Annotated in this window: 17 protein-coding genes; 10 read left to right on the top strand and 7 right to left on the bottom strand. The window is 47.6% G+C overall.

Annotated features, from left to right (window positions below):
• Positions 1-9 precede the first annotated feature (9 nt).
• Positions 10-3,822 (bottom strand): ATP-dependent RNA helicase HrpA, encoded by a 3,813-nt coding sequence (gene hrpA, locus B092_RS0106335; protein WP_018574412.1) that lies wholly within the window; start codon positions 3,820-3,822, stop codon positions 10-12.
• A 155-nt stretch (positions 3,823-3,977) separates the two neighbouring features.
• On the opposite strand from hrpA, the gene argA reads away from it, so the two are divergent.
• Both argA and B092_RS0106345 read left to right on the top strand, forming a co-directional pair.
• Entirely contained in the window at positions 3,978-5,351 is a 1,374-nt protein-coding gene (gene argA, locus B092_RS0106340) for an amino-acid N-acetyltransferase (RefSeq protein WP_018574413.1), read from the top strand.
• Position 5,352: 1 nt separating this feature from the next.
• Positions 5,353-5,625, top strand: a complete 273-nt coding sequence (locus B092_RS0106345) for an oxidative damage protection protein (protein ID WP_018574414.1) — start codon at positions 5,353-5,355, stop codon at positions 5,623-5,625.
• Between the two features lie 86 nt (positions 5,626-5,711).
• On the opposite strand, the gene B092_RS0106350 is transcribed toward B092_RS0106345, so the two are convergent.
• Genes B092_RS0106350 through purN form a run of 4 tightly spaced genes read right to left on the bottom strand, consistent with a single transcriptional unit; the run spans position 5,712 to position 10,445 of the window.
• Positions 5,712-6,002 carry a hypothetical protein gene (locus B092_RS0106350; protein WP_018574415.1) on the bottom strand — a complete coding sequence of 97 codons (291 nt, stop codon included), beginning with the start codon at positions 6,000-6,002 and terminating at the stop codon, positions 5,712-5,714.
• Between the two features lie 52 nt (positions 6,003-6,054).
• Entirely contained in the window at positions 6,055-8,343 is a 2,289-nt protein-coding gene (locus B092_RS0106355; protein ID WP_018574416.1) for a UvrD-helicase domain-containing protein, read from the bottom strand.
• Between the two features lie 46 nt (positions 8,344-8,389).
• Positions 8,390-9,763, bottom strand: coding sequence for an RsmB/NOP family class I SAM-dependent RNA methyltransferase (locus B092_RS0106360; RefSeq protein ID WP_018574417.1), 1,374 nt, complete (start codon positions 9,761-9,763; stop codon positions 8,390-8,392).
• A complete protein-coding gene (gene purN / locus B092_RS0106365; protein WP_018574418.1) occupies positions 9,747-10,445 on the bottom strand; it encodes a phosphoribosylglycinamide formyltransferase in 699 nt (232 codons plus the stop codon). Before purN ends, B092_RS0106360 begins: the two co-directional genes overlap by 17 nt.
• 115 nt (positions 10,446-10,560) lie before the next feature.
• On the opposite strand from purN, the gene B092_RS0106370 reads away from it, so the two are divergent.
• From B092_RS0106370 to B092_RS0106405, 8 genes are read left to right on the top strand one after another with little or no spacing between them, the layout of a single operon-like run.
• Positions 10,561-11,544 (top strand): bifunctional riboflavin kinase/FAD synthetase, encoded by a 984-nt coding sequence (locus B092_RS0106370; protein ID WP_018574419.1) that lies wholly within the window; start codon positions 10,561-10,563, stop codon positions 11,542-11,544.
• A complete protein-coding gene (gene ileS, locus B092_RS0106375) occupies positions 11,534-14,401 on the top strand; it encodes an isoleucine--tRNA ligase (protein ID WP_018574420.1) in 2,868 nt (955 codons plus the stop codon). Before B092_RS0106370 ends, ileS begins: the two co-directional genes overlap by 11 nt.
• On the top strand, positions 14,394-14,936 hold the full coding sequence (gene lspA / locus B092_RS0106380; RefSeq protein WP_018574421.1) for a signal peptidase II: 543 nt from the start codon (positions 14,394-14,396) through the stop codon (positions 14,934-14,936). Before ileS ends, lspA begins: the two co-directional genes overlap by 8 nt.
• A 21-nt stretch (positions 14,937-14,957) precedes the next feature.
• Positions 14,958-16,160, top strand: coding sequence for a bifunctional phosphopantothenoylcysteine decarboxylase/phosphopantothenate--cysteine ligase CoaBC (gene coaBC, locus B092_RS0106385; RefSeq protein ID WP_018574422.1), 1,203 nt, complete (start codon positions 14,958-14,960; stop codon positions 16,158-16,160).
• A 3-nt stretch (positions 16,161-16,163) separates the two neighbouring features.
• Entirely contained in the window at positions 16,164-16,664 is a 501-nt protein-coding gene (locus tag B092_RS0106390; protein WP_018574423.1) for a DedA family protein, read from the top strand.
• 3 nt (positions 16,665-16,667) lie between these two features.
• On the top strand, positions 16,668-17,171 hold the full coding sequence (locus tag B092_RS0106395) for a DedA family protein (protein ID WP_018574424.1): 504 nt from the start codon (positions 16,668-16,670) through the stop codon (positions 17,169-17,171).
• A gap of 25 nt (positions 17,172-17,196) precedes the next feature.
• On the top strand, positions 17,197-17,643 hold the full coding sequence (dut, locus tag B092_RS0106400) for a dUTP diphosphatase (protein WP_018574425.1): 447 nt from the start codon (positions 17,197-17,199) through the stop codon (positions 17,641-17,643).
• Positions 17,644-17,687: 44 nt separating this feature from the next.
• Complete coding sequence (locus B092_RS0106405) at positions 17,688-18,710, top strand: Bug family tripartite tricarboxylate transporter substrate binding protein (RefSeq protein WP_051077719.1); 1,023 nt, start codon at positions 17,688-17,690, stop codon at positions 18,708-18,710.
• Positions 18,711-18,800: 90 nt separating this feature from the next.
• On the opposite strand, the gene B092_RS0106410 is transcribed toward B092_RS0106405, so the two are convergent.
• Together B092_RS0106410 and B092_RS13840 are read right to left on the bottom strand one after the other, a co-directional pair.
• Positions 18,801-19,133 carry a polysaccharide biosynthesis/export family protein gene (locus B092_RS0106410; RefSeq protein ID WP_018574427.1) on the bottom strand — a complete coding sequence of 111 codons (333 nt, stop codon included), beginning with the start codon at positions 19,131-19,133 and terminating at the stop codon, positions 18,801-18,803.
• Between the two features lie 10 nt (positions 19,134-19,143).
• On the bottom strand, positions 19,144-19,731 hold the full coding sequence (locus tag B092_RS13840) for an RNA-guided endonuclease InsQ/TnpB family protein (protein ID WP_083907480.1): 588 nt from the start codon (positions 19,729-19,731) through the stop codon (positions 19,144-19,146).
• Positions 19,732-19,809: the final 78 nt, after the last annotated feature.

Below are 19,809 nucleotides of genomic sequence, written 5' to 3' on the forward strand. Positions count from 1 at the left end.
AAAACTTCTTTAATATGACATGCTTTGCCACGCTCTCTCCAGTCGCTTGACTGAGACCGGCATTGACGTACGTAACTCTTGGGCAAATAAAGCCACTCTAAGCTCCTGCAATAGATTGGCAAACTCATCCATTTGCTGATCCCGCACGCCCTTAAGCTGGGCTAAACGACGCTGATACTTAGTTTGCAACATCTGTACGTCTTGCATCAATTGCTCATCGCGGCGAGGGTCATTTTTTAATTTATCAATACGCAATTGTACCGCTCTTAGGTAGCGAGGGTAATGCTGTAAAGTGGCATATTCTACACGACTTAAAAAACCAGGGTAAATCAAGCCATTAAGCTGTTGGCGAATATCCTCATACACTGCCTTGTGCGCTTTGATCAGATGCTGCTTTTTCAAGGCCAGCGCCCATTCGTTCATGATTTGTTGTAACAGACGAATCACTTCTTGCAACAGCAGACCAAATCGACTCTTGGCATCCTTAATACGCTCATTAAATTCCTGCTCATTTGTTGGCCAAGGCTGTGCCAAACAAGATTGGATCAACGCACAATCAATGATTTCTTCTTGAAGCTCTTCTTGGGTGCCCAACGTCATATAGAGCATACCTAATTGTGGCAGCTCTTTTAGATTACGGGAAAGATAACGAATTTGCTCTTTAAGGGCAATTTTAAATAAACGTATCAAACCCGTTCGGTGAGCTGATAATGCTTCTTGAGGCTCATCAAACACATCAATTCGACAATCCTCACCCTGATCAACCAGGGCCGGAAAACCGACCATCGACTGACGGCCACGCTTAATTTCCAGAATCTCGGGTAACTCACCAAAACTCCAACTAGTGATGTGGAGATTGTCCTCCAAGGTTTCTTTTGTTGTCTGATCTTTACCCAACAACTGCCTAAAACTCTCCTGTGCAACCGGCGCATGCTCAGCTTTTAAAAGTGCCAGGTTGCGGCTCGAACTGAGCATACGACCGTGCTCATCTACCACTTTAAAAATCATCGATAGGTGCGGTGGAATGGTTTCTTCTTTGAAGTCAGCCGCCTTAACGCGGATCCTTTTTTGCTGCCAAATATCATCAATTAACACCTCTAATAATGGCTTTTCTTTGAGCTCCGGCTCTGCCGCCACCGTATCCACAAAGCCCGACGCATAGTCCGGAATCGGCACACAATGACGTCGTAGCCTTTGTGGCAACGAACGTAATAACAATTCGACCTTTTCTTTAAGCATACCCGGCACTAGCCACTGAGCCATCACAGGGTCAATTTGATTGAGCACATAGACCGGGACGTCAACCGTCACGCCATCTTTAGGTGAACCGGGCTCAAAATGATAAGACAAAGGCATGCTTAAACCATCATAATCCAAGCGCTTCGGAAACTGCTCTGTACTGATGCCGGCTGCCTCATGACGCATCAGCTCATCCTTATTAAGCTCCAGCCGAGCCTTTTCTTCTGCCGACAAACTCTTATACCAATGCTCTAAGGTCGCCACTTGGTACATATCGGCCGGAATATATTGATCATAGAAGCGATAAATCAGCTCATCGTCCACCAGAATATCCTGGCGACGTGACTTATGCTCTAAGTGCTCAATTTCCCTGACAAGGCGTGAGTTATGCGCTAAAAAAGGCAAAGGGTTTTTAATATTCGCTTCGACCAAGGCCTCACGTATAAATAGCTCTCGGGCATGCTTTGGATCCAAACGCCCATAGCCTATCTTACGGCCTTGATAAATTTGCAGCCCATAGAGCGTAGCACGCTCATATACCATCACCTGCCCCCGGCGAGGGTCAAAGTGTGGTTCAGAATACATTTTCTGCAACAAATGACGGCCCACTTGCTCGATCCACTGGGGCTCTACTCTTGCCACAGTACGAGCAAATAAGCGGGTAGTTTCAACTAATTCGCCTGCTATCAGCCATTTAGCTCCGGTACGATGTAAATACGAGCCGGGATGCACAACAAAACGAATCCCACGCGCCCCCTCATATTCTCGAGTGGTCTCCGTACGCAAAGCGAGATTGCCTAATAAACCACTCAATAATGAGCGATGCAGCTCTTCATAGGTGGCTTCCGCTTGATTAAATCGCCACTTTTGCTCTTGTACCAAAGTTTTTAATTGCTGATGAATATCCTGCCATTCACGTAGCCGCACCGGTGATAAAAACTCCTTGCGCAATTGACGCTGTAGCTTACGATTGGACTCTCGATTCTCGTATTGCTCTTGATACCAAGACCAAAGCTTTAAATAGGAAATAAATTCTGAGTCTTTGTCTTTGTATTTAGCATGCGCCTGCGTACTGGCTTCTTGTGCATCAAAAGGTCGTTCTCGAGGATCTTGGACAGACATGGCCGCAGCAATTATCGTCATTTCAGTCAGACAATTATTATCCTTGGCGGCTAAGATCATACGAGCAATCCGAGGATCCAACGGCAAACGCGCAATGGTTCTACCGATTTGAGTTAGACGATTATGCTCGTTGAGTGCGCCCAATTCCTGCAGCAAATGATAGCCATCAGCAATCGCCCGACCTGCCGGTTTATCAACAAAAGGAAAGGCTTCAATATCGTGTAAACGTAAAGCCTTCATACGTAAAATGACCGCTGCCAAGGAAGAACGTAAAATCTCCGGATCCGTATAGTCCGGACGCTTTGAAAAATCCTCTTCGGAATAAAGGCGAATACACACGCCGGGACCTAAACGTCCGCAACGCCCCGCTCGCTGATTAGCAGCAGCCTTAGATATCGGTTCAATCTGCAACTGCTCAATTTTGTTACGCCATGAATAGCGCTTTACACGCGCCAAACCACTATCAATCACAAAGCGAATGCCGGGAACTGTCAAGGAGGTTTCGGCCACGTTGGTCGCTAAAATCACACGACGCACATTGGTCGTCGGGCGAAAAATTCGCTCCTGATCACTTTGTGACATACGCGCAAATAACGGCAACACCTCTAGCGTCGCCTGACCGGGTTTTCGTAGCACATCAACCGCCTCACGGATTTCTCGCTCTCCCGGCAAGAACACCAAAATATCTCCCGGACCGCTGCGCATACATTCTGCCACCGCATCACTAATCATCTCAGGAAGATCGGCTTGTTCTTGTGCATCATCGTCGTCATCCGTGGTGCTTGCTAGACCGTCTTTCAATTGATAACGCACCTCGACCGGGTACATACGACCTGTCACTTCGATGATCTTGGCCGGTTGTCCATTGTCTGCTTTAAAATGCTCTGCAAAACGTTCAGCATCAATGGTGGCCGAGGTAATGATCACTTTTAAATCAGGGCGTTTAGGTAGCAGGTTTTTTAAAAAGCCCAGAAGAAAATCAATATTTAAACTACGCTCATGTGCCTCATCAATAATGATCGTGTCATAGCGCTTCAGGAGTGGGTCGCGTTGCGTTTCAGCTAAGAGGATCCCATCGGTCATCAGTTTAATCGCTGATCGGGGACCTGTCTTATCGCTAAAACGCACCTGATAGCCTACCCATTGCCCAACCTCTGTTTTGAGCTCTTGGGCAATACGCTTCGCGACCGATACGGCTGCAATCCGGCGCGGCTGCGTATGGCCTATCATTTTGTCTTGGCCACGCCCCATGGCTAAACAAATTTTTGGTAATTGCGTGGTTTTACCTGAACCCGTTTCTCCGGCGACGATAATGACTTGATGTTGCTCCAGTGCTTGTTGTATTTCTTCTTTGCGCTCACTTACCGGCAAATCATTGGGGAAATCAATGCTTGGTAAGATACGATTGGCAACGTTTTTTTTGGAAAGATCCGAGTTAGCTCGGTCTTGTGTTTTTTGCATATTAACTTGCTGATAATTAAGTATTTAATTAGGTATTTTTTATAAGGTCTTTAGGGCTTAGTAGATTGTGCCTTGTTAAGATTATACAAGAGTGCAAATTGAGCTAAAATTAAAGGTTAGTCAATTACATTATTAGCTACGAGGTTTAAGCACCCATGTCCAACTCCCAGGAATTTGAAACTGTTTCTGCGCTAGAAGCCGCTGAGTTTGCCCCCACGCAATTCGTGCGATGGTTCAGGGAGGTTGCGCCTTATATGCGCGAGGTTAGGGGCAAGACCTTTGTCGTAGCCTTTGGCGGCGAGCTTATCGAAGCGTCTAAGCTCAATAATCTGGTAATTGATTTATCCTTACTAAGTGCGCTGGGTGTGCAGTTAGTGGTTGTCTATGGCTCCCACCCCCAGGTTAATCAGCAGCTTACCCTCAAAGGCATCGACCAGCAATTACAACGTGGGGTGATTGAGCCCACTCCTGCTGATGTCCTTGAGTGCTGCAAGGAAATGGCCGGCGAAATTCGCTTAGATATTGAGGCGGCATTTAGTCAGGGACTTCCCAATACCCCCATGTCTAACTCACAAATTCATATCATTTCCGGCAATTTTGTGACAGCGCAACCGGTAGGTATTGTCGATGGGGTTGACTATAAGCATACGGGCAAGGTCCGTAAGTTTGATTTAGACTCAATTCGCAAAGCGTTATCACTCAATGCCATTGTTCTGCTCTCACCTATCGGCTTTTCACCGACCGGCGAAGCATTTAATTTAGCGATGGAGGAGCTCGCGACAAGCGTTGCCGGCGCACTCAAAGCAGATAAACTGCTATTTGTCACTCAGGACAACCGTGTTCGGGACGCCGAGGGTGTACTAATCACTGAATTAGCACGTGAGGAAGCTGAGAAATTAGTAACTGCACAGACCTTAGATCCGCAGACTCAATCCTACCTCAAATGGGCCAATGAAGCGGTACGCCTTGGTGTGAAGCGTGCCCATTTGATTCCATTTGAAATCGACGGCTCACTGCTACTGGAGTACTTTACCCACGACGGTGTAGGAACCATGGTGGTTGAAGATGCTCTGGATCGCTTACGTCCGGCCACAGTCGACGATATCGGTGCCATTATTAGCCTCATTCAACCACTGGAAGCCGATGGCACCCTAGTGCCTCGCGAACGCGGCGAAATCGAACGCGATGTTGAGAAATTCACAGTACTTGAGCACGATAGTGTTATTTACGGTTGTGTTGCTCTCTTCCCTTATCCCGAAGAGCAGATGGCAGAGATGGCCTGCCTCATTGTCCACCCTGACTGGCAGACTGCCGGTGATGGCGAGATGCTACTGCGACACGCTGAAAACAAGGCTAAAGCCAAGGGTATAAAGCGTATGTTTGTGTTAACTACCCGCACCTCACATTGGTTTATCAAGCGAGGCTTTACCCAAGGCACAGTCAGTGATTTACCTAAGTCAAAACAGTTGAATTACAATCGTAACCGCAACAGTTTGATTTTTTTCAAAAACTTTAAATCAGGAATTTAATATGACCCGTTTAGTTAACTGTCTTAAATACAAAGAAGAAAAAGAGGGCTTAGAGTTCCCTCCTTACCCGGGTGAGCTTGGCGTTAAAATTTGGCAAAACATCTCCAAACAAGCTTGGCAAGACTGGATCGAAATTCAAACGCGCTTGGTTAATGAAAACCATCTGAACCTAGCCGATGCGCGCGCCCGCAAATACCTAACCGGCCAAATGGAAAGCTATTTATTTGAAGATCAGGACATTGAAGCGCAAGGCTATGTACCACCTAGCGCCTAAGCTGCGATTCTTATAGCTTATGTCAAGTAACACAAGGGCTGCTTGGAAATGACTCCAAGCAGCCCTTTAACTTTTATGAAATAGAATTACCAACTATGCGTGCCGGTGCGACTGGATCGATAGGTTGAGGTCGTACCATCAGGGTGTCGAACCCGCGTCTTGGTACTTGAATGGCCGTAACCGGCATTGACCGTACCATAGATTTGTACGTTAGAATTACCACCCAAGGCTGTCTTGTGCGACGTAGCAGATGGCTCATCAACTGAATAATGTAAATTACTCACCGGACGACGCATATGTGACTGTGAACCACATGCAGTCAGTACCGGTATAGACACAGCAACCACAACAATCAACCTAGCTAGCGATGTAAGCATCTTTTTATCACTCCTTTTATGCTCTTTAGAAACGCGGATAAGGATAAAGTTCCTAAACGATATCCAGTTTGGCCACACCCAAGGCCAGCGTCTTTTCTCCATGCTCAGAGAAAAAGATGCGTGCAGTGGCTTCTGTGCCTTGCCCCTGCAACTGCATCACCACCCCCTGGCCAAAACGAGCGTGACTTACGGTTTGGCCTATTTTAAATAGCTTATCACCTACTTGCACGCCTGAACTAAGCGACGCATTAGCATAGCCTGCACGCCCTGCTCCTACCGTACCGCTAGGAAAGCCCACGCCGGAACCTGCACCACTCGAACGACCGGTCATGGAACCGCCACTCCAACTACTTGGTCCACGAGGGGCTGAATAATAGCTCACATCCTTTGGAGATAACCATTTTTGTGCTTCCTCGGGCATCTCATCTAAGAAACTTGAACGTACGGCATAACGTGATTGACCATAAAGCATGCGACTACGTGCCATCGTAATATATAGCCGTTCGCGTGCTCTGGTAATCGCGACGTACATCAGACGACGCTCTTCCTCTAAACCACCTTCTTCTAGCAGACTATTTTCATGAGGGAATAATCCCTCCTCAAGACCACATAAGAACACGGCATTAAACTCGAGCCCTTTGGCCGCATGAATGGTCATCAGCTGAATCGCTTCTTCACCTCGATCGGCTTGATTATCACCGGATTCCAACGAGGCGTGCGATAGAAACTCCGCTAACGCGCTAGTCTCTTCAACGGCAAACTCCACATCAGCAACGACCTGTTTAACCTTTTCCAAGGCCTTTTTACCTTCGAAGTTTTCTTCAAAGACAAAGACTTGAGCGGCATTAACCAGCTCCTCTAAGTTATTAAGACGATCCTCACCCTCACGCTCATTTTCATAATGACGCTGTAAGCCGGCATGCTCAATCACATGCTGAATTAGCTCGGGTAAGGTCACATCCTCTGCCACCTTACGCATACTGTGAATCAAGGCAATAAAACTAGCTAGACTATTACCCCCCCGACCACTCACTGCTCCAACGGCATTGGCCAGACTACAACCAATTTCACGCGCATGATCGCTCAGTGTTTCTATCGTACGGGCGCCAATCCCACGAGCGGGGAAGTTAACCACACGTAAAAAGGAGGTATCATCATCCAGGCTCGCAATTAAACGCAAATACGCCATCACATGCTTAATCTCTTGACGCTCATAGAACCGCGTACCACCATAGACGCGATACGGTATCCGTGCGTTAAACATGGCGTGTTCTAAGGCACGCGATTGGGCATTACTACGATATAAAATGGCAATTTCCTGACGCTCCATCCCGTCATTGATTAAGGAACGAATCTCGTCAGTCACCCAGCGTGCTTCCTCTTGCTCACTATCAAGCTCCATAATGCGCACGGGCTCACCCTCGCCTCGCTCGGTCCAGAGTGCCTTACCCAGACGGTTAGGGTTATGTTTGATTAAAGCATTGGCACTATTAAGGATATGACCATAGGATCGATAATTTTGCTCGAGGCGAACAATACTGCCTTTGGCATAATCACGCTCAAAAGACATCATATTGTCAATATTGGCCCCTCTAAATGCATAGATAGACTGATCATCATCACCCACAGCAAATAAAGAGGCACCACCACCTCCCAATAAACATAACCAGCGATATTGCAGATCGTTGGTATCTTGGAACTCATCAATCAAGATATGCTGAAAGCGTCGCTGATAATGCTCACGAATCAATTGATTGCGACTGAGCAATTCATAACAACGTAAGAGCAGCTCAGTGAAATCTACCACGCCCTCTCGCTGACACTGCTCATCATAGAGCTGATAAACCTCGATTAGCTTTGCACTATGCGGATCCCAAGCCTGTATATCAGTGGCACGTTCGCCCTTTTCTTTGTGAGAGTTAATAAAACGCTGTACTTCACGGGCCGGGAATTTCTCCGTATCGATGGAGTGATTTTTAAGTAAACGCTTAATGGCAGATTGCTGGTCACCGCTATCTAAAATCTGATATTGCTGTGGCAAACCGGCATCACGATAGTGCATGCGCAGCATCCGGTTGCAGAGACCATGGAAGGTCCCGATCCACATACTACGCGTGTTGAGCGGGGTAATCGCAGCCAAACGTGAGAGCATCTCTTTGGCTGCCTTGTTAGTAAAGGTCACCGCCATCAGAGAAGCAGGACTTAAGCCCTGCTGGAGTAACCACGCCATGCGACTGGTTAACACCTTGGTCTTGCCGCTGCCGGCACCCGCCAACACTAAAATGTGCTGTGCATCGGTGGTAACCGCAGCGCGTTGCTCATCGTTTAATTGCTCTAGCATATCTACTTATTAATCTCTAAATTACTGTATAAAATAACAGCATACATCATTCAGCGGTACGACGCTCTAAAACAGCCGCAAAGAAACCATCTGTACCATGCACATCCGGCCTTAGGCGCAGATAATCATCTGCCATCTCTAAACCTTTAATGCGATCGCCTAGGGCATCAATCGCATTAATCAGTGTAAAGTCCGGGTTCTTGGCTAAAAAGGCTTCTATCTGTGCTTCATTTTCTTCAGGCAAAATACTGCAAGTCGAATAAACTAAGCGCCCACCCGGCGCGACACAGCGTGCAGCGCTTTGCAAAATTCGCTGTTGCAAATCAACAAACTCAGCAATGCCCTCGGGACTCTGGCGCCACTTCATGTCCGGATTACGGCGCAAGGTGCCTAAACCACTGCATGGCGCATCAACTAACACTCTATCTGCTTTACCGGCCAAACGCTTAACGCGCGGATCATTTTCATTGGCGATCACTACCGGGGTGACATTAGATAGACCGCTACGTGCTAAACGCGGTTTCGCTCGCGCCAAACGTGCATCTGATACATCAAAGGCATAAATACGCCCACTGGATCGCATCATGGCACCTAGCAATAAGGTTTTACCACCCGCACCGGCACAAAAATCAATAACCATGGCACCACGGCGGGGACTTACTAAGGCGCAGAGAATCTGACTACCCTCGTCTTGCACCTCAAGACTACCGTCTTTAAATAAAGGCCAATGGTGCACCGCCGGTTTTTTAGATAAGCGGATCCCCCAAGGTGAGTACGGTGTAGCAACAGGCTGACCGGGACTATAGGGACGGTCAGACATCTTTTTTAGAATGGCGGTTCGATCCGTCTTGAGCGGATTGACTCGTAAATCCAAGGGTGCCTTAGTATTTAACGCATCTACCAACTCATCAGCTTGATTAAAGTCACGGAGTTTGACTGCTAGCCAATCAGGCAAGCTATGACGCACCTCCCAAGGCATGGTCGCTAAATCCAACTGGCTAATACGCGCCAACCACTCTTTTTCAAAAGGAGTTAAGACCTCATCGAGGTACTCCGGACCATTAATTGCTAACAAGCCCAATAAGGCAAGACGTCTAAACTCACTACCCTCACCGCTCTGAGCAAAATGTCGATAGCGACGTAAATGACGTAAGATGTCAAATACAGTCTCTGAAATCTCATGACGGTCACGTGAACCGAGTGCACGATTTTCTCTAAACCAGTGCGACAACACGGCATCGGCCGGATATTTAAACTTAAGTACCTCAACCAAGACTCGCTGCAACTGTTGCAAACGCGCATTGGCAAAATCTGCTGCGCTACGTTCAACAGCTTGAACCTGTTTGGCCGCTGCACCTTTCTGGACTGGGCGCTTAGCGCGACTTACGCTCGGTTTTTTTCTTCTATCGACCATCTTCATTACTCATAAAATCTTTTAGGGCGGAGTGAGCGAAAATACGCTGCACCGGCTTGGCCCACTGTACCTTACCCTGCTCATCCAAATAACAATCACCGCTAATCAAATATTGCACGACTGCCGGATAAAGTGTGTGCTCCATGCTTAACACGCGCTCAGTCAGACTGGTTTCATCATCATTCGGCAAGACCGGCACCAAAGACTGAGCAATGGTAGGCCCTGCATCTAACTCGGGGGTCACAAAGTGTACCGTACTGCCGTGAGCAGTACAACCCGCATCTAATGCGCGTTGATGAGTATCCAATCCCGGGAAAAGTGGCAGCAACGAAGGGTGGATATTGATTAGTTTAGCCATATAATGGGTAACAAACTCATCGGTCAGAATCCGCATAAAACCGGCTAAAATCACCCAGTCAGGCTGATACGTGTCAATACGCGCCATCAAAGCTCTGTCAAAGTCCAAACGCTCACTAAAATCACGGTGAGCCAGTAGCTCGGTGGCAATCCCCTGCTCCTCGGCCCAGCGTAGACCGGCACTGTCGGCACGGTTCGCAATCACAGCGACCACGTCCATGTCGCTGCGATCTTTTGCCATATTAACAATAGACTGCATATTGGAGCCACGACCGGAGATTAAAATTACAATGCGCTGCGGCTTGGCGCATGAAGTCTCAGCCAATGGCATAGCAGTTGACCTTGAGATTGGACTTGAAGTAGTACTTGAGCTCATAAAACCATTAAAATGTTGTGCGGAAAAACCTTCATTATAACAAGCTCCGGCGCCTGTTCATGGTAAACTTATGCCCGTGAAAAATACCATTATTCCCCGTACTTTTGCCCTTGATGCAGCGGATTTTCCGGGCACTGCACTCACCATTGGCAACTTCGATGGCGTCCACTGCGGTCACGCCCACCTTCTTGACTGCCTCAAAAAAGCAGCCAAGGAGTATGGTTTAGCCTGCGGTGTAATGACCTTTGCCCCTCACCCGCGTGAATACTTTGCTCGCCTGAACCAGCGTCCGGAATTAATTCCAACACGCATCAACACCTTGCGAGACAAGGTCTGTGCCCTGCGGCAGCACGGTGCTGATTTCATTGCTCTCAGCCATTTTACTGAGACCTTAGCACAGACATCACCTACCGACTATATTGAAGAGATTCTTATTAAGCAACTTAAAGTCCGCTACCTCTTAGTGGGTCAGGATTTTCGCTTTGGTCACCGACGCGAAGGTGATGTCGACATGTTACGTCGCTATGGCGCCAAACACGGCTTCGAGGTTAACCATATCGACGATGTCACTAATTCTGAAGGTCATCGTTTTTCGAGCACCGAATTACGCAATGCCCTATCCTTTGGTGATATTGACTCCGCCAAACAATACCTAGGTCGTCACTACAGTATTAGCGGTCGTGTACAGCATGGTAAGAAGCTGGGACGTACGTTGGGTTACCCAACCCTAAATATTCGCGTGATGCCGCACTGTGCCATTCGCTCCGGTATTTATGTCGTGAAAGTACGTGGTTTAACAGCACAGCCTAATGACCCTGCTATCCCGGGCATTGCCAGCTTAGGTGTCAGACCAACAGTCGACACACAGGGTGACGTACTACTTGAAGTGCATCTAATAGATACAAATATGGATGCTTACGGTAAACTAGTATCAGTTGAATTCCTGCAACATGTGCGGGATGAAGAAAAATTCCCAGATTTAGAAACCCTAGTCAGTGCCATGAATAACGATTTGGCCACTGCTCGTAAATATTTTGATCAGCATGGACTATAAAAACACTTTAAACCTACCAGAAACACAGTTCCCCATGCGTGGTAACTTAGCAAAACGCGAACCCGTATGGGTCAAGGAATGGCAAGAAAACAAGGTCTACGAAGCCATTCGTGCCGCCTCTAAAGGCAGACCTAAATTCATTTTGCATGATGGCCCTCCTTACGCAAATGGTGATATCCACATTGGTCACGCTGTCAATAAAATCCTCAAAGACATTATCTTAAAAAGCCGCAATATGGCCGGTTTTGATGCACCTTATGTGCCGGGTTGGGATTGCCATGGCATGCCGATCGAAATCCAGATTGAGAAAAAATACGGCAAAAACCTTCCGACCAAGGAAGTGATGGCTAAAGCGCGTGCCTACGCCATGGAACAAATCGACAATCAACGCGAAGACTTTATTCGTCTAGGCGTGCTGGGTCAATGGGAGGATCCTTATCTTACCCTTAACTTCCAAAACGAAGCCGACGAGATCCGTGCTCTCGCCAAAATGATCGACAAGGGCTATATATTCCGTGGCCTCAAGCCTGTGAACTGGTGTTTTGACTGTGGCTCAGCCTTGGCTGAAGCGGAGGTTGAGTACCAAGATCGGGTTGACCCGGCAGTCGATGTGGCTTTTCCTTTTGCCGAAAAAGAAAAAGTCGCACAGGCTTTTGGCCTAGATTCAATCGCTGACGGTGCGATCGCCATTTGGACCACTACACCTTGGACCTTAGTCGCCAACCAAGCCCTTAATATTCATCCGGAATTAGAGTATGCTCTGGTCAAGGTAAGCCCTGCTCCTACGAGCGGCGAATTATTGCTATTAGCCAAGGATCGTTATGAAGCATGTTTAGAATCCTACGGCCTCACCGGCGAAGTCATCGCCACCTGCCTAGGCGCAGCACTTGAAGGCATCGCTTTTCACCACCCATTAGCCAACATAGATGAGGGCTACAACCGCTTATCAAAAGTAAACTTAGCAGACTATGTGACGGTTGACGCCGGTACCGGTATTGTTCACTCTTCACCGGCCTATGGTGTTGAGGACTTTATAACTTGCAAGGAATACGGTATCAGTGATGACGAGATCCTGAGTCCGGTTATGGGTAATGGTGTATACGCTTCTACCCTACCACTCTTTGGCGGTATGAAAATCTGGGATGCGAATCCGAAAATCACCGAAGCCCTGAAGTCCAGCGGCAACCTACTTAAATTTGAAAAACTAAACCACAGCTACATGCACTGCTGGCGCCATAAAACGCCGATCATTTATCGTGCCACTAGCCAATGGTTTGCCGGTATGGACAAACTACCCAACGACGGTGATCGCACATTACGTGAGGTCGCCTTAGAAGGTATTGATAAAACCAACTTCTATCCAGCATGGGGTCGCGCACGCTTACACAGCATGATTGCCAACCGTCCCGACTGGACCTTATCACGTCAGCGCCAATGGGGTGTCCCAATGGCCTTCTTTGTACACAAAGAAACAGGTGAATTACATCCACGCACGGTCGAGTTATTAGAAGAAATAGCGCTTCTCGTAGAAAAAGAAGGTATTGAAGCTTGGCAATCGGTTGAAGTTAGCGATTTCCTAGGCGATGAGGCCGATCAATATGAGAAAAACCGTGACACCTTAGATGTCTGGTTCGATTCAGGCACCACCCACGCGCACGTGATGGGCGGGCAAAATCACGACTTCAAAGGCTCTCATGCAGATGACTTACGCTGGCCTGCTGACCTATACCTAGAGGGTTCAGACCAACACCGTGGCTGGTTCCATTCATCCTTATTAACCTCATCAATGCTCTATGGTCGCCCACCCTACAACAGCCTATTAACTCACGGCTTTGTGGTTGATGGTAATGGTCGTAAGATGAGTAAATCCGTTGGTAATGTCGTCGTTCCACAAAAGGTATCTGATAGCCTAGGCGCTGAGATTATTCGCCTATGGACTGCGGCAACTGATTACTCCGGCGAATTATCGATTTCCGATCAAATTCTCAAGCGCGTGGTTGAGAGCTATCGTCGTATTCGTAATACGCTTTGCTTCCTGCTGGGCAACTTGAGCGATTTTGATGCCAGTAAGGACCTTGTCGCTCCCGATCAGCTTTTTGAAGTTGACCGTTATGCCATCGCAACCATTGCCGATATGCAAACGCATATCCAAGGACTCTACGAAAAATACGAGTTCCACCCGGCCGTACATCGCCTGCAAATTTACTGTTCTGAGGACTTAGGTGCTTTCTATCTGGATATTCTAAAGGATCGACTCTACACCACAGGAAAAAACAGTTTAGCGCGCCGCTCAGCACAAACAGCGCTCTACCACATCACCATGAGCTTGGTAAAACTCATGGCGCCGATCCTTTCCTTTACGTGTGAAGAGGCGTGGACGGAAATGCGTCGCACCTTCTTACGCAATACAGAGCTCAAAGATGGCCTGACAATATTTACCGAACTGTACCAAGAGCTACCGGCCATTGATGACTCGACCGAGCTTCTAGCCAAGTGGAATCGTATCCTGGCAATTCGCGCTCAACTTAATAAAGAGTTAGAAGATGTTCGAAGTGCCGGTAATATCGGCTCCGCCCTACAGGCAGAGGTAGATGTTTACGCGAACGCTCAAGATTATGAACTGCTCAAGAGCCTAGATGATGACTTAAAGTTCGTCTTTATTGTGTCACGCGCTACACTACATGAGGACACTTCTATGACGGATGTACGCTTTGAAATCGAAGCGTCAGCACACGAGAAGTGTGAGCGCTGCTGGCACTATCGTGAAGACGTTAACCAGAACCCTGAGCATTCGGGCATCTGCGGTCGCTGCGAAGACAATCTCTACGGTGATGGAGAGGACCGCCATTATGCCTAATCAGGCTAAGCAACCCATAGCACAGCAAGCTAACGACAAAGCGACCGTACCCTTCGGTCGCTGGTTGCTACTCGCCGTCATTCTCATCGCTTTAGACCAACTTAGTAAATGGTATTTTGAGCTTAACTTCCAGTTCGCTGAGCGCCTCAATGTGCTGCCTTTTTTTGACTTTATCTTAGTCTATAACACCGGAGCAGCGTTTAGCTTTTTGGCCGGTCATGATGGCTGGCAGCGCTGGTTTTTTGTGACGCTTAGTATCATTGCCAGTATTGTTATCCTTGTCCTACTAAGACGTCATGCGACAAAAACCTTATTTTGCCTATCACTGAGCTTGATTCTCGCCGGTGCAATAGGTAATCTGATTGATAGATTACTACTTGGTCATGTGATAGATTTCTTGTTATTTTACTGGGGCGACAACTACTTCCCTGCCTTTAATCTGGCTGACTGCTGCATTACCATAGGTGCCACACTATTAATTTTGGATGAAGTCATACGCATCCGCAAAGATAAGCAAAGTAATCGCCCCCAATAAGACAATTTATGGAGAGATAAAATGGCTCAACTGCTTAGCGCCAAGCGAATCGTGCTTGGCCTTACCGGCGGCATTGCCTGCTATAAAAGTGCTGAACTGACTCGACGTCTACAGGATCAAGGCGCCTCAGTGCAAGTCGTGATGACAGATGCAGCTTGTTCATTTATCACTCCTACCACCATGCAGGCCCTCTCCGGCCAGCACGTGTACAGAGAAACGCTCGATGCCACCATGGACAACAGCATGGCGCATATTAATTTGAGCCGTGAAGCCGATGCTATTTTAATTGCACCATGTAGCGCTGACTTTATTGCTAAATTAGCTCACGGTTTAGCCGACGATTTACTCTCTACCCTCTGTTTAGCGCGCGGCAACTGCCCTCTGATTATTGCTCCGGCCATGAACCGCGAGATGTGGGCACACCCGGCAACTCAGCGCAACATAAAAACACTCTTAGCCGATGGTGTGGCAGTTTGGGGACCCGGAGATGGCGAACAAGCCTGCGGTGAAATAGGCTCAGGTCGCATGCTGGACGTGCCCGAATTAATCGAAGAGGCCATCAGCTTTTTTACGCCCAAGGTATTAAATGGTGTCAATATTTTAATGACCGCTGGTCCCACCGAAGAAGCTATCGATCCGATACGTGTGATCAGCAATCGCTCTTCCGGCAAAACCGGTTATGCCATCGCGGAAGCTGCTCAACGCGCCGGTGCTAAAGTGACCCTCATTTCCGGCCCAACGGCTTTAACCCAGCCCTACGCGGTGGATATTTTACCAGTACGTTCTGCTCGTCAGATGCACCAAGCTGTGATGAGTCAAGCTCGCCATCATGATATCTTTATTTCAGTTGCTGCGGTGGCTGATTGGTATATTAAAAACAGCAGTGACCGCAAAATAAAAAAAACCGAAGGTGGCGGCTTCCCGACCCTTGAGTTTGCGCCAAACCCTGACATCTTAGCAGAGGTCGCAGCCATGGAAAACGGCCCTTGGCCTATTGGTTTTGCTGCTGAAACTGATAACTTATTTGAGTATGCTGAAGCCAAAAGACAGCGCAAAAAACTACCGCTCATCGTTGGCAACCTAGCCCAAGAGGTGATGGATAAAGACACGACTCGCTTTGTGTTATTTGCTGATTCAGGCGTTACTGAGATGCCTTCCGCAGAAAAAACTGCTGCTGCTTCTGCTCTTATTCAAGAAATAAGCAGACGCTATCACTCAAGGTAAGTGATGCAAGAGTATATAGACCTTTTCTTAAGTTTTATTTCTGAAAATGAGTCATGGGCAGCCCCCTTAATAGGGCTAATGGCTTTCCTGGAGTCTTTATTTGTTATCGGTCTTATCATGCCGGCGACAGTCATTATGATCGCGACCGGTGCATTGATTGGTGCCGAGGCTCTAAGCCCTCTTCCTATTTTAATTGGTGCATCAATCGGTTGTTTTTTAGGGGATAATGCTTCTTATTTTATTGGTCGCAAAATCCGTCCAGGTCTTAGGCGAAGTGCTGTTTTCCAAAAACATCGAAATCTCATTTTGAGAGCACACCTGCTCTTTCGTAAGTATGGTGCTTATGCTGTATTTTTAGGACGATTCATGGGGCCGTTACGCTCCACGGTGCCGACGGTAGCAGGTATATTAAGAGCGCCTTTATTAAAGTTTCAAATCGCGAATCTTTGTTCTGCGCTCATTTGGCCCCCTCTTTATATGCTCCCCGGCATTTTGGTGGTGTGAGTCATGATCGAACTAATTGAACGCCTCATTGACTTTATGGAAGCGCACCAGACATGGGCGCTTGTACTTATTTTTTTTGTCACTTTTATTGAGTGTTTTTTTATCATCGGACTTTTTATCCCGGCAGCCACCATCCTCTTAGCCGTGGGCGCACTTGTCGGTGCCAGCGATCTTAACTTTTTCTTTGTATCCATCGCAGCAATTGCCGGCTCCATCATTGCCAGCAGCATTTCCTACCATATTGGTACAAAAATCCGCCCCACGCTACGTCAACGCCGAGTTTATCAACGTCACCGTAGACTCTTTTTAAGCTCTAAAGTCATGCTCAGTCGATATGGTGCCAAAGCGATTTTTATCGGACGCTTTATTAGTCCATTACGGCCAACCCTATCCACCGCTGCCGGAGCTTTTCAGGTTAATCAATTAAAATTTGAAATTGCTAATGTGACATCAAGCATGATTTGGCCAATGATTTTTCTCTTACCCGGCTATTTAATTGTGCATTAATTAAACATTAAAATAGGTAAAACATATGTTAATCAATCTAAAAATTATCGATCAACGCATGAAAGATCAATTACCGGCATATGCTACTGCAGGCTCTGCCGGTTTAGATTTACGTGCTTGTATCGATCAGGAAATAACCCTAGCCCCCGGACAAACTGAATTAATCCCTACGGGCTTAGCCATTCATATTGATAACCCGGGCTACGCGGCGATGATTTTGCCACGCTCCGGTTTAGGCCATAAGCATGGCATCGTCTTAGGCAACTTAGTTGGCCTAATTGACTCGGATTATCAAGGTGAACTGATGATCTCAACCTGGAATCGCGGCAGTGAAGAATTTGTGCTTAAGCCCATGGAGCGTCTAGCACAACTCGTTGTCGTCCCGGTGCATCAAGTACAATTCCGTCTTGTTGATGATTTTGACCAAAGCGATCGCGGTGCCGGCGGCTTTGGCAGTACAGGCAAAAACTAATTATTATTACTACCAAAAGGAGCACACCCATGACACAATCAGACATGGTTTCGTTTAACAAAGCAAACATCAAAACTTTAGGCAAGCGCTGCCTGACTTTCGCCCTTAGCGTAGGCGCTATATTTAGCAGTGCCGCGTTAGCCGATGACGTAAACAACTATCCTGAGAAAACCATTCGTTTCGTGGTGCCCTACCCTGCCGGCGGACCATTAGATGCTGCTGCCCGCCAGCTTGGAGAGCGCGTACAAGAATCACTGGGCCAGCCTGTTGTCGTCGAAAACAAAGCCGGCGCCGGGGGTAACGTGGGTTTATCCGTCGTTGCCAAAGCCAAAGCTGACGGCTATACCCTGGGTATGGGTGCCGTCGCCACCATGGCCATTAACCCATGGTTATATAGCAATATGCCATTTGACCCAAGCAAAGACTTTGCTCCGGTTATTTTATTGTCCAATGTACCCAATGTCTTAATTCTTAATAAAGACTTTGCAACGAGCAACAACATCACCGATGTAGCAAGCCTTGTTGCCTACCTCGAAAAACATGGGGCAGATATTAATTACGCCTCCGGTGGTAATGGCAGTGCGGGTCACCTTGCGGGTGAGCTATTTAAAATACGCAGCAATATCGATATGCTGCATATCCCTTACCAAGGTGCAAGCCCGGCTAAGCTTGCTTTATTAGCAAATCAGACGCAACTGATGTTTGATAACCTAGCCTCTGCCCTACCACTGATTAATGACAATGAGGTGGTAGCCTTAGCGGTGACCACCAAGGAGCGCAGCTCTTTCCTCACGGACTTACCGACGATGGAAGAAAGTGGTGTTGAAGCGTTTGATATAAGCACTTGGTTTGGTGTTGTCAGTCCTGCCGGCACGCCTGAAGGAATTGTTAACAAACTTAACCAAGCCTATGCTGAAGGCATGAAAGACGAACGTGTACAAACACAGATGAAGAATATGGGCTCTGACCTAGAACCTGGCACTGCGCAAGAATTTGCAGATTACGCAGCTGCCGAGCTAGTAAAATATAAAGACATTGTCGAGTCGTCAGGCATCAAACTAAATTAATTCAATCGCGATGTTACCGTTATTTATAGCGGTAACATCACCCACCTCACCCAAACACTGACAACGTTCAACAGTCACTCAAGCTATCTACTAAAGCTGATCAATGGTACTTCCCAAAACAAGCACTTGAACAATCGATGAAATCATTTTTTGTGATTCATACATATGTGCATTGGTCACATAAACCGCATCATCCGGATAGATTAAAAACTCTCTTGCTAAAAACATCGAAACAGGATTGGTCATATCTAAGTGAAATACCATCGGTTTCGCATCGGATGTCACAATGCCCAGCTTCTCGTCATAAACAATATTTTCGGGCACTCTGAAAACAAATACACCGCGAGCATCCGCTCGTTGCTCAACCAAGCCCCCCACACTGCCAAGCACCTCTAATAAACTCGGTGACTGCGATGTTGACATCCTCCCCGCCCTAAAGAACGGGGATTCCTACGGCGTTCAGGCGACCATCGCCTGACTCGCTTCGGTGGGTTCTTGGCCCGACGCCCTTACCTACAGGCGAAGTCTCTGCACAAGCTAACCGGGCGTGTCCCGCCCTTAACACATTGATCGCGCCGACTACGTCAGCGTTTTCCTCAAAATCACAGTCCATACACTTGAAGCACGCTTGGCTACGCCTATTCTCCTTGGCAACGTAGCCGCAGCAGGGACAAGTCCGGCTGGTGTTTCTGGGGTTCACAGCAAGGAGCTCTCCACCTAGCCAAGTCAGTTTGTAGTCTAGCTGACGCCGAAACTCGAACCACCCTTGATCAAGGATGGCTTTATTCAGACCGGATTTGGCTTTCACGTTTCGCCCTGGTCTTTCCGTAGTGCCNGAAGCNGACTTGGACATATTCCGAACCGGCAAATCCTCGATACACACCATCGCGTGGTTTTGGCTGATAGCTGTCGTGGCTTTGTGCAGGTAGTCGCGCCGGGAATTGGCGATACGGGCATGGATTTTCTGGACGGTGGCTTTTGCCTTTTTCCAATTGTTGCTAAATTTCTGTTTTCGACTCATCGCTCGCTGCGCCTTTGCTAAGGCCTTTTCTTGGCGTTTGAAACCATTGAGCGGAACCAAATAGGAGCCATCGCTTAA

This window comes from Oligella ureolytica DSM 18253, from assembly GCF_000373745.1.
Lineage (GTDB): Bacteria > Pseudomonadota > Gammaproteobacteria > Burkholderiales > Burkholderiaceae_B > Oligella > Oligella ureolytica.